The organism is Janthinobacterium darwini (genome assembly GCF_051380905.1).
GTDB lineage: Bacteria > Pseudomonadota > Gammaproteobacteria > Burkholderiales > Burkholderiaceae_D > Janthinobacterium.
Window position 1 is genome coordinate 1 of sequence record NZ_JBNYXX010000004.1, and the last position, 16,504, is coordinate 16,504.

At 62.5% G+C, this 16,504-nt stretch carries 12 protein-coding genes and 3 tRNA genes; 5 read left to right on the top strand and 10 right to left on the bottom strand.

Translation table 11 applies throughout. The features are described 5' to 3' along the window. From ACQ4WZ_RS21215 to ACQ4WZ_RS21250, 8 genes are all read right to left on the bottom strand, one after another. A partial coding sequence (locus tag ACQ4WZ_RS21215) for a GTP-binding protein (RefSeq protein WP_436574469.1) occupies positions 1-459 on the bottom strand: 459 nt, incomplete at its 3' end. A gap of 88 nt (positions 460-547) precedes the next feature. After that, positions 548-622, bottom strand: a tRNA-Thr gene (locus tag ACQ4WZ_RS21220). 43 nt (positions 623-665) lie between these two features. After that, positions 666-739: transfer RNA gene (locus ACQ4WZ_RS21225), tRNA-Gly, on the bottom strand. A gap of 59 nt (positions 740-798) precedes the next feature. Beyond that, positions 799-883 (bottom strand) — tRNA-Tyr (locus tag ACQ4WZ_RS21230). 233 nt (positions 884-1,116) lie between these two features. Next, entirely contained in the window at positions 1,117-2,763 is a 1,647-nt protein-coding gene (locus tag ACQ4WZ_RS21235; RefSeq protein ID WP_101483552.1) for a tetratricopeptide repeat-containing response regulator, read from the bottom strand. 145 nt (positions 2,764-2,908) lie between these two features. Further along, positions 2,909-4,504 (bottom strand): DUF3369 domain-containing protein, encoded by a 1,596-nt coding sequence (locus ACQ4WZ_RS21240; RefSeq protein WP_101483551.1) that lies wholly within the window; start codon positions 4,502-4,504, stop codon positions 2,909-2,911. Between the two features lie 63 nt (positions 4,505-4,567). Next, entirely contained in the window at positions 4,568-5,656 is a 1,089-nt protein-coding gene (locus ACQ4WZ_RS21245) for a J domain-containing protein (protein WP_133988838.1), read from the bottom strand. Positions 5,657-5,804: 148 nt separating this feature from the next. Further along, entirely contained in the window at positions 5,805-6,956 is a 1,152-nt protein-coding gene (locus ACQ4WZ_RS21250) for a class I SAM-dependent methyltransferase (protein WP_436574470.1), read from the bottom strand. Positions 6,957-7,046: 90 nt separating this feature from the next. Here ACQ4WZ_RS21250 and ACQ4WZ_RS21255 point away from each other — a divergent pair, with 90 nt between their 5' ends. The 3 genes from ACQ4WZ_RS21255 to ttcA are packed head-to-tail and all read left to right on the top strand — an operon-like array spanning position 7,047 to position 9,252. Next, positions 7,047-7,832 carry an SDR family oxidoreductase gene (locus tag ACQ4WZ_RS21255; protein ID WP_101483548.1) on the top strand — a complete coding sequence of 262 codons (786 nt, stop codon included), beginning with the start codon at positions 7,047-7,049 and terminating at the stop codon, positions 7,830-7,832. 53 nt (positions 7,833-7,885) lie between these two features. Beyond that, a complete protein-coding gene (locus ACQ4WZ_RS21260) occupies positions 7,886-8,284 on the top strand; it encodes a dihydroneopterin aldolase (protein ID WP_101483547.1) in 399 nt (132 codons plus the stop codon). A 5-nt stretch (positions 8,285-8,289) separates the two neighbouring features. After that, positions 8,290-9,252, top strand: coding sequence for a tRNA 2-thiocytidine(32) synthetase TtcA (gene ttcA / locus ACQ4WZ_RS21265; protein WP_373918505.1), 963 nt, complete (start codon positions 8,290-8,292; stop codon positions 9,250-9,252). Positions 9,253-9,301: 49 nt separating this feature from the next. On the opposite strand, the gene ACQ4WZ_RS21270 is transcribed toward ttcA, so the two are convergent. Further along, positions 9,302-10,999 carry a methyl-accepting chemotaxis protein gene (locus ACQ4WZ_RS21270; protein ID WP_436574471.1) on the bottom strand — a complete coding sequence of 566 codons (1,698 nt, stop codon included), beginning with the start codon at positions 10,997-10,999 and terminating at the stop codon, positions 9,302-9,304. Positions 11,000-11,195: 196 nt separating this feature from the next. Here ACQ4WZ_RS21270 and ACQ4WZ_RS21275 point away from each other — a divergent pair, with 196 nt between their 5' ends. Continuing rightward, entirely contained in the window at positions 11,196-12,524 is a 1,329-nt protein-coding gene (locus tag ACQ4WZ_RS21275; RefSeq protein ID WP_436574472.1) for an amidohydrolase, read from the top strand. A gap of 148 nt (positions 12,525-12,672) precedes the next feature. Continuing rightward, a complete protein-coding gene (gene pepF, locus ACQ4WZ_RS21280; RefSeq protein ID WP_436574473.1) occupies positions 12,673-14,559 on the top strand; it encodes an oligoendopeptidase F in 1,887 nt (628 codons plus the stop codon). Positions 14,560-14,615: 56 nt separating this feature from the next. Here the strand turns inward: pepF and kefC are convergent, their stop codons facing one another. After that, a complete protein-coding gene (gene kefC / locus ACQ4WZ_RS21285) occupies positions 14,616-16,442 on the bottom strand; it encodes a glutathione-regulated potassium-efflux system protein KefC (protein WP_436574474.1) in 1,827 nt (608 codons plus the stop codon). Positions 16,443-16,504: the final 62 nt, after the last annotated feature.

Sequence of the window (16,504 nt, forward strand, 5' to 3'; positions counted from 1 at the left end):
TTCCATTTCAACCAGTTCCAGCAGCTCTGCGTCGTCGACCAGGTCGCACTTGTTCAGGAACACGATGATGTATGGAACGCCAACTTGGCGGGCCAGCAGGATGTGTTCGCGGGTCTGCGGCATTGGGCCGTCAGCTGCGGAGCATACCAGGATCGCGCCGTCCATCTGCGCAGCACCGGTAATCATGTTTTTGATGTAATCGGCGTGGCCTGGGCAGTCAACGTGCGCGTAGTGACGCGTCGCCGTTTCGTACTCAACGTGGGCGGTGTTAATCGTGATACCGCGCGCTTTTTCTTCTGGAGCCGCATCGATCTGGTCGTATGCTTTAGCTTCGCCGCCGAATTTCTTCGACAGAACCGTTGCGATTGCAGCGGTCAGCGTGGTTTTACCGTGGTCGACGTGGCCGATGGTGCCGACGTTGACGTGCGGCTTGGTCCGTTCGAATTTACCTTTTGCCATTTTGAACTCCTAATGATTTGATTAGATTGCTCAGGCACACGCCCGACGGTCTGGTTTGAATTGCTTCTGTGCTGCCTGCTGCGAATTCTGGTGCCCTTGACGTGGATCGAACACGTGGCCTCTCCCTTACCAAGGGAGTGCTCTACCACTGAGCTACAAGGGCTGTAATTTGTTGCATGCGATGCATCAAGCATCTGAACGGAAACTGGAGCGGGTGAAGGGAATCGAACCCTCGTCGTAAGCTTGGAAGGCTTCTGCTCTACCATTGAGCTACACCCGCGAGGTATCGTTCACTTATCTTCACTTACTTGCTACTACCCAGTTTTCCTTGCAAAAACTTGGTGGAGGGGGCTGGATTCGAACCAGCGTACTCATAGAGAACAGATTTACAGTCTGTCGCCTTTAACCACTCGGCCACCCCTCCGCGGGAACCGCAGAGTATGAAGCATCTACTCACAACTGTCAACCTTATTTACTGATGCCTGACTGCTGCATTTGCGTATAAAGAAGAAGTTGGCTGCTTCGGGGCGTGATTATAAGCTCCCGATTTGAGAATGTGCAAGGGTTGGCGCGAAAAAGTCGACTTTTTTTCGCATTTTTTTATCCCCCCTGGCTGCAAGCCGCATTTTTCCGTCACTCACCCCGCATTTTTCCTGTTTACCGGGCGTCAGGCGGATGCATCCAGGAGTTGCCAAGGGGCTTATATTTACGCAACAACTGCTGATGCAGGCCCGACAGCACCGGTAATTTGGGGTTGCGCGGGTCCAGGCGGCGCACACCGGCAATAAAAGTCAGCGCCTGCTGCCCCATGCGCTCATCCCAACCTTCGTGCTCCAGGCATTTCAGTACCGCCACGGCCGCATTGAACACCACTTGCGGATTGTCGGGCAGGCGCGTGACGGCTTCGCCCATCAGTTCGACGGCACCACGGAAATCGCCTTCTCCCGCCTTGGCGGCGCCCGCCGCCACCATATCGGCCACTTCCTGGCGGCTTTGCCGCGCCAGTGCCTTGGCCAACTCTTCGCGCCCCGCCTGTTCGAACACGGCCATGGCGCGCGTCATGGCCGCGCTGTCGGGCGCATTGCGCATGACTTCACGCATCACCTCGGCCGCGCCGTCTTCGCGCCCGTGCGCCAGGCAGTGGCGCGCCAGTTCCGTTTTCAGCGTATTCGAGCTGCCCACGCTATGGCGGTTGGCGGCCAGGGCGGCGTCGAGCGATTGCTGCAGGCGCTCCTCGTTGCCCGTATGCGCATGCAGCATGGCGCTGCACAGGGCGCTGCACAATTGCGCATTCTTTTGTCCGCCCATCGACTTGTCGAGGTCGCGGATCACGGCGCCCACCTGCAGCGGATCGCCCTTGCGCACCAGGGTCTGCACCAGGCGCACATGGTCTTCCGGGTCGCGGAACTCCGAATACTTGGCCTTGCTGACCACCAGCTTCAGGGCTTTTTCCGCCATCTCTATATCGTCGGCCGCGAGGGCTGCCTCGCCCAGCCGGCGCAAGCGGCGCACGGCATGCGGCGACAGGGCCACCGCTTCGCTCAGGGCCGCCTGCGCCAGTTCCGGCTTGCCTTGCGCCAAGTGCGTGCGCGCCAGCCAGTCATACGCATCGAGAAAGCGCTTGTTGTTTTCCAGCAATCCTTCCAGCGTGCCCTGCGCCGCTTCGTACTCGCCCAGCAGGAATTGCGTCTTCGCCTGTCCCAGGCGCGCCCAGCCGATAGCCTTGGCGCCGTACAGGGCTGCGTAGATCGGTTCCGCGTCGGCCGCTTCGCCCAGCAACAAATGCAGTTCCGCGCGCAGGCGCAGGAAATCGGTAGCGTAACGGGGATACAGGCTGGCGCCCTCGGCGCAGGCGGCAATCGCCGCACGCTCATTGCCCACGTCGATCAGTTCATAGACGGGCACGAAGGCGTTGCGCTTGTCCAGCGCGCGGCCGATGCGCTCGAGCATGTTGTCAGCGGTGAATGGCTTGAGAATGTAATCGGTGGGCAACAGCTCGACGGCGCTGACCACCTTGGCGAAGCTGCCCTCGCCCGTGACCATGAAAAACATGGTGGACGCGTGCATCAATTTGTGGTGGCGCAAGTCTTCCAGCATCTGCTGGCCATCCTGTCCTCCGTCGAGATCGTATTCGCACAGGATCAAATCATACGATTTGCTGCCCAGCATGCGGATCGCCTGGCCCGAGCTGGCCGCGTCATCGATCTTTGCCAAGCCACACAGATTGAGCATATTGTGCAGGCTGGCACGCATGCCCGGATGCGGCTCGATGATCAGTGCGCTGAGACCCTTGAGTTCTTTCATGTCGTAATGTCCGAAAACTCCGCGGCGCGCCACACTGGTGCGTGGCGCCGGCCAGCATGAGGCAGCCGAGTATATGACGGCGCCGCGCGCAAGGGAATGGTGTGGCGCCGAAAAACGCCAACGAAGCTGGGCAGGAAGCTGCAACTCAAGCGGCGGCGCTCTCCGGATGCCACAGTTCCGGCTCATGGTCGATCAGGTCCAGCAGTGCCGTCACCACTTCCGGATCGAACTGGCTGCCGCTGCGCTGTTCGATGTATTCGCGCACCTGCGGATACGGCCATGGCTCCTTGTAGGGCCGCTCGTGCAACAGGGCATCGAAGACGTCGACCACGGCAACGATGCGCGCGGCTATGGGAATAGTGCGCCCCTTCAGGCCGTCCGGATAGCCGGCGCCATCGAAATGCTCGTGGTGGCCGCCGGCGATCTGCGCGCCATACGTGAGGTAGCTGACGCCGTCGACCATATTGGCGGCCCGCTCGAGGATGGTGCGCCCGACGCTGGCATGCAGCTGCATCTGCGCCCGCTCCTCATCCGTATGCTTGCCTGGTTTCAGCAGCACGGCGTCCGGCGTGGCCACCTTGCCCACGTCGTGCAAGATGCTGGCCAGGCCAATCATGTCGAGCAGCTGCGGCGTCAGCTCGTCGGCATATACGCCGCGCTGCTGCATGCGCCGGGCGATGGCATCAGACAATTGCTGTACCCGCCGCACATGGCCGCCCGTGTCGCTGTCGCGGAACTCGGCCAGGTCGGCCAGCGCCACCACAGTTGCTTCCTGCGCCTTGCGCAGCTGGCCAAACATATACAGGTTGTCGAAGGCGGCGGCGATGCGCTGGCAAAATACTTCCAGCAGGTCGCGCTGGATCTGCGCCAGCGGCCAGGGCGGCGTGACGGAGATGGCCAGCTCGCGGTTGCCTTCCGTGTGGATAAAAAGCACATTGGCCGGATGCTCGAACTGGCTGCGCTTTTCCGCAAACGCCTTGGCGATGGTGGGGGCGAGCGCATGGTCGGCCGGCAGGGCTTCCGACTCGGCCAGCGTGGCATAGGTGCCCGTGGCGGCGACCACCTCTGGCCCTCCGGCGCCGCCCTGCATCAGGCACAGCACTCCGTCGGCACCCACATCGAGGATGGCGCTCACCTGGTTCAGCACACCGGAAGCGAATTCGCGCAGAGAATGGATCTGGTACAGATTGGTGGCGCCGGCGAGGATCTTGCCCAGGCCGATGCGGCTGCGCTCGAGCATCATCAGGCTCTCGTAGGCACGCAGAGCCGAGATGACGGTGGTAAACAGCTTCTGCGTCGTCAGCTCCGTCTTGGCCTTGTAATCGTTGATGTCGTATTCGATGATGACGCGCTGCTCGGGCGCCTGGCCCGGCTGGCCCGTGCGCAGCACGACGCGCACGATGGAGTTGTTCAGGTCGGCGCGAATGCGCTTGGCGAGGATCAGACCCGCATCGTCCGTTTCCATCACCACATCGAGCAGCACCAGCGCAATATCGGGCGTATCGCGCAAGATCTCAAACGCTTCGCGGCCACTATAGGCGGAAAACAGTTCCAGTTCGCGGCCCTTGAAGCTGACATTGCGCAGCGCCAGCCGCGTTACCGCATGCACATCGACGTCATCATCGACGATCAGGACGCGCCACAGGCGCTGGTCGGGCGCGGCCAGCCCGGCAGGACTGGCCACCGGCTCATCCTCGTCGAGCAGCCAGTCATCGTCTGCATCGGCTTTGAGGTCGGTCATGAATACTCCTAATGGATAAGTTCGATGTGGACGCTGCGTTGATGCATATCAAGCATAATCAGATTAGATGCTGCTTACAACAGGATTCTTCGCACCATCTTCGCCAACGGCCGGCGCGGGAGCCGATGCACCGCCGCGCGTGGTGCCGCCACAATTGTCCTGGCCCGGCCCGACTGCCTGGTAGCGCACTTCATACCTGCCCGCGCTGAGCTGTTCCACCAGCAGCTTGTCGTTGGCGAGGATGTACAGGTAGCGCACGTTCGAGCGCCGCTCCGTGTCATACAGTTTGACGAACACGGGCGCGGTATTGTTGCTGTTGTCGATGCTGACGGCCAGCTCATCGCCCTTGTTCCCGATCGGAAATCCATCGACATAGCCGGAATGCACTGGCCAGGGTTCGCCATTGGGCGCCACCAGCGATGCGGACTCTGCCTTAGCTACGCCATCGCAGGCGGGCTGGATGGCTTTCAGGCTCAGCTGGGAAACGGCCAGCACGCGGATCTCGGGCATCGGCGTTTCCCGGGGTTCCGGTGCATACGGCTTGCCCACCGCCCAGCTGTCGACTGCCACGGCCTCAGCTTTCGATGCCGCTGGCGTGGCACTGGCCGCTGGCGTGGCGGTCGGCGCATGGGGCTTGGCGCCATCGCGGGCCAGCCCGCTCCAGGCCGACGCCAGCGCGGTCGGCATGGGCTGGGAGGTATCGAGCATCAGCAAGGCGCCCAGCCAGCCCAGCAACAGGCAGACAAGCAGGCTCAGCCACCAGCGCCAGTTGCGCCAGATGGGCTGCAGGCCGCGTCGCGGTTTGCCCTTTGGTGGTGGCACATCCTGCGCCCAAGCATGCTCATGCGACTGGGCATGGCCTTTCGCGCGGCCATCGCGGCTTTTGCCTTCTTCGTGGTGGGTGCTTTCCAGCCATTCGATTTCCCACTCCTCGGCAGCGATCCACTCGTCGTGTTCCCTGCGGCGTTGCGGATCGGACAAGGTGCCATAGGCGCTGTTGAGGATCGCCATGATGCGGGCGGCCTTTTCGTCGCCGGGATTCTTGTCAGGGTGGTATTTCTGGCTGAGGGCTTTGTACGCGGCACGTATGACTTCCTGCGGCGCCAGGCGCGCCACCTTCAGGTTGTCATAGTGTGTATGTATCTTTCCCATCGTTCTATCTTGAAATCGGTGCGCGGCGACGGGTTCTTGCAGGATGGAACCGTGCTGTGTCGGTCATCATATACGATATGACAAGATAATAACCACCGGCGGACAGGAAATTGCAGGGCAAGACTGCCCTGCCTTGATATTGCAGCGCTTATAAGCGATGACTGCGGTCAGCGGACAACAGGGCTTCCGGCAACTCCACGCGGTGCCCCACCGCCAGCACCTTGAACAATTCCCCCATCTCGGCCGGCGATACCAGCTTTTGCACGGCGCTGGCCTGCGGCAGGTAGGTCTTGACCTGCTCCGGATCGGTGCGCAGCAGCAAGTCGCCGATACCTGCGCCCAGCAGGAAGGAAGCCTGATTCATGTACGCGAGCACATCGAGGCCCGCACCCTGCGCCGCCACCGCCATGGCCGTAAAATCGACGTGCGCCGTGATGTCCTGCAAGCCGGGCAAATAAAACGGCTCCGCATGGGCATGATGGCGGTAATGGCACATCAGGGTGCCCGTGGCGCGCAGGTCCAGGTAATACTCATGCGCGGGGAAGCCATAGTCGAACAGCACGGCCGCCCCACCCTTGCCATTGGTCAACATGCGCGCCAGCGAGCGCATGAAGCCGCAGGCGACCCCGTGGATCTCGCTGACATAGCCGACCGGCAAGGCATCGGCGTCCGGCACCTGGGCGGCGATCTGCGCGGCGACGTCGGCACCGGCCGGGCGTTCGACAAAGACGAACTGGCCATCGGCAATGCTGACATCGAGTTCACACCAGCCGGCGGGCGTCTTGCTGATCAGGTTGACGGGCATGGCGTCCAGCACTTCATTGCCGAACACAGCGCCCTCGAAACTGTCGGGAAAGCCGTCGAGCCACACCACTTGCGGAAAGGCTGCCAGCGCCAGTTCCTGGCGCGCGCGCAATTCGCCGGACAATTCGACGATCGCATACTGTTCTATAGGGATACCGGCGCGGGCCGCTTCTGTCAGGATATCGAAGGCCAGCTTGCCCGTGCCGGCGCCGAATTCGAGGATGCGCGGAGCCGTTTGCGCCATAATAGCGGCTGCCACATGGGCCAGCGTGGCGCCGAACAGGGGAGAAATCTCCGGCGCGGTTGTAAAATCGCCATCTTTACCCAGCTTGGCGGCGCCGCCGCTGTAATAGCCGAGGTCAGGCGCATACAGCGCCAGCTCCATGAAGCGGACAAAGGGAATGGCGCCGTCATTGCGCGCGATTTCGGCGGCAATCTGGTGCTGCAAGGCATGGGACGCGGCCAGCGCGTCGCTATCGGGTGCGGGAAGAGACATTCCCGCATTGTAGCGAATCGGCGGGCCACGGCGCCAGTACCGGCCGAGGCGGCCATGCGCACTTCACACACAAGCACAGTAAATAGAGACATGACTCCAGCATCGACACTGCCACACAGCACACCCCGCGTCGCCCTCGTCACTGGCGCCGCGCGCCGCATCGGCCGCGCCATCGCGCTGGGCCTGGCGCGCGACGGCTGGGATATCGCCGTGCATTACCGCGCATCGCATGACGAAGCGCTCAGCCTGGTAGCGGAAATCACCGCCTTGGGACGCCGCGCGCAAGCGTTCCCCTGCGACCTGGCGCAGGAAGAGGCCGTGCGCCAGCTGTTGCCGCAGGCGCAGGCAGCGCTGGGCCCGATCACTTGCGTAATCAACAACGCATCGTTGTTTGAATACGACAATGCGGGCGATTTTTCCGTCACCGCGCTCGACGCCCACATGCACGCCAACCTGGCCGCCCCCATCCTGCTGGCGCAAGCCTTGTACCAGGCCACCCCGACAGGCGGACAAGCCGTGGTCATCAACTTGCTGGACCAAAAACTGTACAATCTCAATCCTGATTTTTTGTCGTACACCCTGTCCAAGGCGGCGCTGCTGTCGGCGACCACCATGCTGGCCCAGGCGCTGGCGCCGAAAGTGCGCGTGGTGGGCATTGCCCCCGGCATCACCATGGTCTCCGGCGAGCAGACGGAAGCGAACTTTGCCAAGGCGCATGAAAACACGCCGCTGGGCCGCTCCAGCACGCCCGAGGATGTGGCCGACTGCGTCTGTTACGTGGCCGGCGCGCGCGCGCTGACGGGCACGACCCTGCTGGTCGATGGCGGCCAGCATTTGATCGGTTTGCCGCGTGACGTCATGTTTTTGACCAAATAATCAGCAGTCCTGCCAAACAACCAGCATTCCAGCATTCCCTAAAAGGTAAAACTATGTCGTCCGCCCTGTACCATCCTCGCCTGGCTGATTGCCGCCGCCTGTTCCTGCGCAATTATGAAATCCTCATCAATATCGGCGTCTACGACTTCGAGAAAAAGGGCGAGCAGCGCGTCCTCATCAACGTCGATCTGTACATTCCCCTGGCCCTGTCGACGCCGAAGGATGACCAGCTGGACGAAGTGGTCGACTACGACTTCATGCGCGAAACCATCGCCAAACGCATGGCGCAAGGCCATGTGCAGCTGCAGGAAAGCCTGGTCGACGACGTGCTCGCCGCCATGCTGGCGCACCCGCGCGTGCGCGCCGCGCGCGTGTCGAGCATGAAACCGGACGTGTATCCCGACTGCGAAGGCGTGGGCGTGGAAGTATTCAAGATCAAGGATGAAGTATGAGCAACATGAGCAATGCCGCAGTGATGGAAACGACGACAACGGCCGTGGAATTCCCGGCCAACGTGGAAGCGCAGAAACTGGCGCGCAAGAAGGCGGAAAAGATCGCCCTGGAGAACAACAAGCTGCACAAGCGCTTGTGCCGCCTGGTGGGGCAAGCCATCGGCGATTTTAATATGATCGAAGACGGCGACAAGGTGATGGTGTGCCTGTCCGGCGGCAAGGATAGCTACGCGCTGCTGGACATCCTGATGACCTTGCGCGAACGCGCGCCGATTCACTTCGACATCGTTGCCGTCAACCTGGACCAGAAACAGCCGAACTTCCCGCCGGAAATCCTGCCCGCCTACCTGACGGAACTGGGCGTCGCCTTCCACATCGAAAACCAGGATACCTACAGCATCGTCAAGCGCCTGATCCCGGAAGGCAAGACGACTTGCTCGCTGTGCTCGCGCCTGCGCCGCGGCATCCTGTACCGCGTGGCCGACGAGCTGGGCGCCAACAAGATCGCCCTGGGCCACCATCGCGACGACATACTGGAAACGTTCTTCCTGAATATGTTCTTCGGTGGAAAACTGAAAGGCATGCCGGCCAAGCTGCAATCGGACGACGGCAAGCACATCGTCATTCGTCCGATGGCCTACGTCAAAGAAGAAGACACGCAGCGCTATGCGGAAGTCAAGGGCTTCCCCATCATTCCATGCGACCTGTGCGGCTCGCAGGAAAACCTGCAGCGCAAGCAGATCAAGGGCCTGATGCGGGAATGGGACAAGAAATTCCCCGGCCGCGTGGAAAGCATCTTCTCGGCCCTGTCGAACGTGGCGCCGTCGCACCTGATGGACCCGAAGCTGTTCGGCTTCAAGGATTTGAAGGCGGACGGTATGGCCAACCCCATGGGCGACATCGCCTTTGACGAAGAGCCATGCTCGACGCCGACGACGTTCGGCACCATTCCGCTCCAGCAAGGCTGACCCCGACGCACGGCGCCATCATGGCGATGGCGCCGCCGTCTGTCTTGATTTAAAACTCTTCCCAGTCGTCACCAGCCAGCGCCTTCGCGGGAGCCGGCGGCTTCGCCTTGACGGCAATGCTGCGCGCGGCAACACGCGGCACTGGCGCAGGGCGCGCGACTGCCGGCTGTGGCGCCGCGCGACGCAGCAAACCTGGCTGTTCACGCAACTTGAATACGCTGACCACTTGCGCCAGGCCGTGCGCCTGCTCTTGCAGAGAACCGGCGGCGGCCGCCGCCTCTTCCACCAGCGCCGCATTTTGCTGCGTCACCTGGTCCATCTGCGTGATGGCCTGATTGACTTGTTCGATGCCATGCGTCTGCTCCTGGCTGGCACTGGAAATCTCGCCGATGATATCGGTCACGCGCTTGACGCTGGAGACCACTTCATCCATGGTCGCGCCAGCCTGGTCGACCAGCTTGGCGCCCACGCCCACCTTGCTGACCGAATCGTCGATCAAGCCCTTGATTTCCTTGGCCGCCGCTGCCGAACGCTGCGCCAGGTTGCGCACCTCGCCGGCCACCACGGCAAAACCGCGCCCTTGCTCGCCGGCCCGCGCCGCTTCCACGGCCGCATTGAGCGCCAGGATATTCGTCTGGAAGGCGATGCCGTCGATCACGCTGATAATGTCGACGATCTTGCGCGACGATTCGTTGATCGAGCCCATGGTCGCCACCACTTCGGCCACCACCGAGCCGCCGCGGCTGGCGATGCCGGCCGCCGTGATTGCCAGCTGGTTGGCCTGGCGCGCATTGTCGGCATTCTGCTTGACGGTACTGGTCAGTTCTTCCATCGACGAGGCCGTTTCTTCCAGCGAACCGGCCTGCTGTTCCGTGCGCGATGACAGGTCCAGGTTGCCGGCGGCGATTTCCGATGATGCCGTGGCGATGCTGTCCGTGCCGCTGCGCACCTGGCTGACGATGCTGACCAGGTTGTTGTTCATATTACCCAGGGCCGTGAGCAGCGCCCCCATTTCATCCTTCGCCGTCGTGGCGACGGTCTGCGTCAGGTCGCCGGCGGCCACCGTTTCAGCCAGCGCCAGCGCCTGGCGCAGCGGACGCGTGATGCCCGTCGTCAGCAGCCACGAGCACAGCACGCCGAAGGCCACGGCGAACAGGGTCAGCAGGCTGATGACGGTGGTGTCATGCACGGCGGAGGCGTCGATCTGCTTGGCCGTCGCATCGATGCTTTCGCGCTGCAAGGTCACCAGTTCCTGCAGCAAATCCTGGTAAACCTGGGCAGCCGGCGTAAACGCGGTGTCGAGGATTCTCGCCGCGCCTTCCACGTCGCCATCGGCCTTGGCCTTGACGGCACCATCGCGCGAAGCGCTGTACACCTTGCGCTGCTCGAGGATCTTGGCGAACAGGGCTTTTTCCTTCTCGCCCGAGACCAGCGGCTCGATCTGCTTGAGCAATTCGGCCGCCTTCTTCACCGAGGCGGCCGAGTCTTCCTTGAAATACGGTCCCAGCGCCGGGTCGCTGCTCTTGACGATAGCGGCCGTGCGGCGGATCGAGGCAAAGTTCAAGCCATACCAGTCAGTAATCAGGCGTTCCTTGGTCAGCGGTTCGGCCATCATGGCGCGCGTGGACGTCGCCACCTCATTCAGGCGCCACACGCCCACTGTAGCAATCAGAACGGTCATTGCCAGGATCAGGACAAAGCCGATACTCAGGCGCTTGCCGATCTTGATATTTGCGATAAAGCCCATGGTGTCTTTTCTCTAAAATCATGCGTTGAAGATACTTTTAATTCCCTAAGGAATCATTTATATTGCAGATTATACATTATTGAAATATATGTAGCTGATTTGTTGATTTTGAGAAATGTTTCTGTTAATTTAAAAGTCTCCTCAGCAACTACAGGCGCGCCTCGCATCTCCGCACGCCTGTTTCTCAAAGAAATCTATGAAATTTCCCGCATTGCCCCTGAAACAAATCACCTGCGCCGCAGCCCTTGCCTGTGCCGGCCTCGCCCACGGCGCGGCCCTGCCACCGGCCATCGCCGCGCAACTGAATGCCAACTATCCCGCCGTGGAAAGCCTGTACCTGGACCTGCACCGCCACCCGGAACTGGCGTTCCAGGAAGTCGAGACGGCAAAAAAACTGGCCGAAAAAGTCAAGGCCCTCGGTTTTGACGTGAGCACCGGTGTCGGCGGCACCGGCGTCGTCGCCATCCTGCGCAACGGCCCCGGCCCCGTCGTCATGCTGCGCACGGAAATCGACGCCCTGCCCGTGCTGGAAAAAACCGGCCTGCCGTTTGCCAGCAGCGCGGTAACGAAAAATGCGGCCGGCGAAAGCGTGCCCGTGATGCATGCCTGCGGCCACGACGTGCACATGTCGGCCTGGTATGGCAGTGCCAAGCTGATGGCCGACAACCGCCAGCACTGGAGCGGCACACTGATGCTGGTGGGCCAGCCGGCCGAGGAACCGCTGCTGGGCGCGGCCGCCATGCTGAAGGACGGCTTGTTTACGCGCTTCCCGAAGCCGGACTACGCGCTGTCCTTCCACGATGAAGCGACACTGCCATCGGGCACCGTCGGCTACCACGCCGGCTACTTCCGCGCCGCCGCCGACACCATCAGCATTACCGTGTATGGCCAGGGTGGCCACGGCGCAGCACCGCACGACACGCGCGACCCGGTCGTGATGGCCGCGCGCATCGTGCTGGCACTGCAAACCCTGGTCTCGCGCGAAAACAATCCGATGGACCCCGTCGTCATCACGGTGGGCAGCATCCATGGCGGTACCCAGGCCAACATCGTGCCCGACCAGGTGACCATGCAGTTGACGGTGCGCACCTTCAAGGATGCCGTGCGCAAGCGCGTGCTGGCCAGCATCGCGCGTGAAGTCAAGGGCGAAGCGTTTGCCGCCGGCGCGCCGAAAGAGCCGCTGGTGGAAATTCGTCCCGGCACGGACGCCGTCTACAACGACCCGGACTTGACCCTGCGCATGGTATCGACCTTGCAAAAATCGCTGGGCGCGGCCAACGTGACGGAAATGCCCGCCAAGATGACGTCGGAAGACTTCGCCAACTACGGCCAGGCCGGCGTGAAGGCGGTGCTGCTGCATATCGGCGCGGTAGAGCCAAGCAAGCTGGCCGCCGCCAAGGCCAGCGGCAAACCGCTGGCCGGACCGCACTCGCCGCAATGGGCGCCCGAGTACCAGCCGACCATCAAGGCGGCGATCACGGCGGAAACGTCGATCCTGCTCGACTTGCTGGGCAAGAAACAGTAATCACTTAGCAGGCGGGGAAGCTGGCCTTCCCCGCTCCCTCCCTACCTTCCCGAAGTGCTTTCCTTCGTCCCCATGCTGCGCTAAGCTCGGTGTCTGCCGCCACGCCTGTGCTGGCGTCCCTTGCAACCAGACCATGAATGGATACTGTATGCCGACAACCGCGCTCAACCGCCCCGTACTGACCCTGCTGGCCCTCAGTTTTGCCCTCTCCACCGCCTTTGCCGCCCCCGCTCCCATGCCAGCCGACCGGCAGGCCGACCGCTGGGACTTAACAGCGCTGTATGCCAGTGAGGCCGCATTCGACGCCGACGCGAAAAAGCTGTCGGCTCAGCTGCAGCAACTGGGCACCTGCAAGGGCCAACTGGGTGCGGCGCCGGCCCGCCTGAAAAGCTGCCTGGACCTGTACGCCGATGCGCGCAAGCGCGTCAACACGCTCACTACCTATGCGGCGCAGTACTACGACCAGGATACGGGCGACAGCAAGGGTAACCAGCTGAACCAGCGCGCCGCCCTGCTGGGCAACGACTTCACCCAGGCGAGCACTTTCTTGCAGCCGGAAATCCTCGCCCTGGGCGCCAAACGCATCGATGCCATGCTGGCGAAAGACAAGGGTTTGCAGCTGTACCGTTTCCAATTGAGCAACATGCTGCGCAGCGCGCCACATACGCTCGACGCGGCCGGCGAACAGCTGGTAGCGCAATTCGGCCTGGCGACGAGCTCGGCCGCCAGCGTCTACCGTACCCTGGCCAATGCGGAAATCCCGTGGCCGACAGTCAAATTATCGGATGGCACGCAAGTACGGCTCGACCAGGCGGCCTATACCAAATACCGTGGCGACGACCAGCGCGCCGACCGCAAACTGGTGTTCGATGCCTTCTTCGGCAAGTGGAAGGAATATGAACGCACGTTCGGCGAAACCCTGTACGGCCAGCTGAAAACGGATGCCGCGTATGCGAAGGTGCGCCGTTATGCCGACTCGCAGAGCGCCGCGCTGGACGCCGACCACCTGCCACCGGCCGTCTACCAGACCCTGATCGCGCAAACCAACGCCAACCTGCCCACCCTGCACCGCTACTTCAAGCTGCGCGCGCGCATGCTGGGCGTCAAGGACCTGGCCTACTACGACATCTATGCGCCGCTGCTGAAAAGCGAGCGCAGCTTCCCGCTGGCCGACGGCAAGCAGATGATGCTGGCGTCCGTCGCGCCGCTGGGCCCGGACTACGTAAAAGCCCTCACGTCGGCCGTGGAGGCGCGCTGGATGGATGTGTATCCGCGTCCGCGCAAGGCGGCGGGCGCCTACATGAATGGCGACGCGTACGACGTGCACCCGTTCGTGCTGCTCAACTACACGGACAACTACGAAGCCGTCAGCACCCTGACGCACGAATGGGGCCATGCCATGCACTCGGTGCTGGCCAACAAGGCGCAACCGTCGATCTATGCGCCGTACAGCATCTTTGTCGCGGAAATCGCCTCGACCACCAACGAGGCGCTGCTGCTCGACGCGCGCCTGAAGCAGGCCAAGGACGATGACGAACGCCTGCTGTATCTGGGCGCGGCGCTGGAAAACCTGCGCGGCACCTTCTTCCGCCAGGCCATGTTCGCCGAATTCGAGGCGGCCATCCACGGCAAAGTGGACAAGGGCGAATCGCTGACGGGCGAAGAGATCACGGCCATTTACGCCGGCATCCTCAAGCGCTACCACGGCGAAGCGCAAGGCGTCATGACCATCGATCCCGCCTACGCGCTGGAATGGGCGTATGTGCCGCATTTTTATCACGGCTTCTATGTGTTCCAGTACGCCACCTCGATCGCCGCGGCGCAGGATTTCGCGCAGCGCATCCTCGACAAGGAACCGGGCGCGCTGACCGCCTACCTGAAAATGCTCGGCGCTGGCGGCTCGGCCTATCCATATGATCTGGTGAAGGCGGCCGGCGTCGACCTGGCCTCGCCGAAACCGTACCAGGCGCTGGTGGCGCGCATGAACGGCATCATGGACCAGATCGAGGCGATTGAAGCGAAGCGGGGGAAGTAGCCCCAAAAGCAAAGGCTGGGGTCAGACCCCCACGTACGTTAGCGCAAGCCTCTGCGTTAGCGGTGTTGAGGGTCTGACCCCGGACTTTCCGTTCCCGCAGCCGCAAACGCCGCCGCATCGCTCTCGAACATGTCTTCCAGTTCCTCGCGCGCCTGGCGCGTGAGCGACATGACTTTTTGCTGGTCCTGGAAGTGCGGCGCCACTTCCAGCAAGGTTTTCAGGTTATGCCGGCCAAAGATGCCGGCCGCGTGCTGCGCCCGCTCCGCGCTGAATCCTACCTGCTGCAAGGTCTGCTCGCCCAGCAGCAGCGCCGCAGCAAAGGTCTCGCGCTCGATCAGGGTCACGCCCCGCTTCATCAATTCATAGTAGTGCGTGACGTTGCGCGCGCGCGCCAAAATCGTCAGTTCGGGCAGGCGCAGACGCACGGCGTCGACCAGCGCCAGGCTGTCGTCCACATTGTCGATGGCGATCACCAGCGCCTTCGCCTTCTCGATGCCGGCCGCCACCAGCAGGTCCACACGCGTGGCATCGCCATAAAACACTTTAAAGCCGAACTTGCGCAGCAATTCGATCTGGTCCGGGTCGTGGTCGAGCACCGTCACGCCGATCTTGTTCGCGGCCAGCAGGCGGCCGATGATCTGGCCGAAGCGGCCAAAGCCGGCGATGACGATGGGGTTGTCCTGCGCCTCGATATGGTCGTCGGGACGGCGCTTCCTTTCGCCCTGAAGGCGCGGCGCGACAATTTTGTCGTGCAACAGCAGCAGCAAGGGCGTGGCCACCATCGACAGGGTCACCACCACGACCAGCAGCGCGGCCGTCTGCAGCGTAAACACATGCGCGGCCTCGGCGGCGGCAAACACGACGAAGGCAAATTCGCCGCCCTGCGACAGCAGCAGCGCAAAGAACAGCTGCTGGCCGCGGGGAATGTCGACGAACTTCGACAACACGTACAGCAAGGCGATCTTGACCACCAGCAGCCCCGCGACCAGGGCCAGGATCAGCAGCGGCTGGGCGCGCAGTACGCCGAAATCGACGGACATGCCGACGGCGATGAAGAACAGGCCCAGGAGCAAGCCCTTGAACGGTTCCAGGTCGCTGATCAGTTCATGCCGGTATTCGGAATCGGCCAGCAGCACGCCCGCCATGAAGGTGCCCAGCGCCATCGACAAGCCCACCGATTCCATCAGCACGCAGATGGCGATCACCAGCAGCAGGGCAAAGGCCGTGAAGATTTCGCGCAAGTCCGTCCTGGCGATGAAGCGCAGGATGGGGTTGACGAGGAAGCGCCCGCCGATCACCAGCGCCGCCAGCACGGCGGCCAGCTTGGCCACGCGCAGCCAGCCCGGTTCGCCGCTATGCGTGACCAGGCCACCCAGGAGCGGCACCAGCGCGATCATGGGAATGGCGGCGATATCCTGGAACAGCAGGATGGAAAAGCCGGCGGACCCGGCTGGCGTGCTCATCAATTTTCGTTCGCCCAGGGTGGCCAGCACGATGGCCGTTGACGACAGCGACAGGCCCAGCGCACCCACCAGCGCCGTGCGCCAGTCCACGCCAAAGGCCATGGCCACGGCGCACAGCCCCGCGCTGACGACGCCCACCTGCGCCCCGCCCCAGCCGAAAATCGGCCGGCGCAGCAGCCACAATCGTTTGGGTTCGAGCTCCAGCCCGATCAGGAACAGCAACAGCACCACGCCGAATTCGGAAAAGCTGAGGATCACCTCGACATTCTTGATCAGGCCCAGGCCCCAGGGGCCGATAACGACGCCGGCCACCAGGTAGCCCAGGACGGCGCCCATGCCCAGGCGCTTGGCCAGCGGCACCATGATGATGGCGGCCACCAGGTAAAACAGTATGTTGATGAGAAAGCTGTGGTGTTCCATGCGGATTCCGGAAAAACGTGATTGGAATCGCAATCATGCCTGAAGTGGCGCGCCCACGGGGA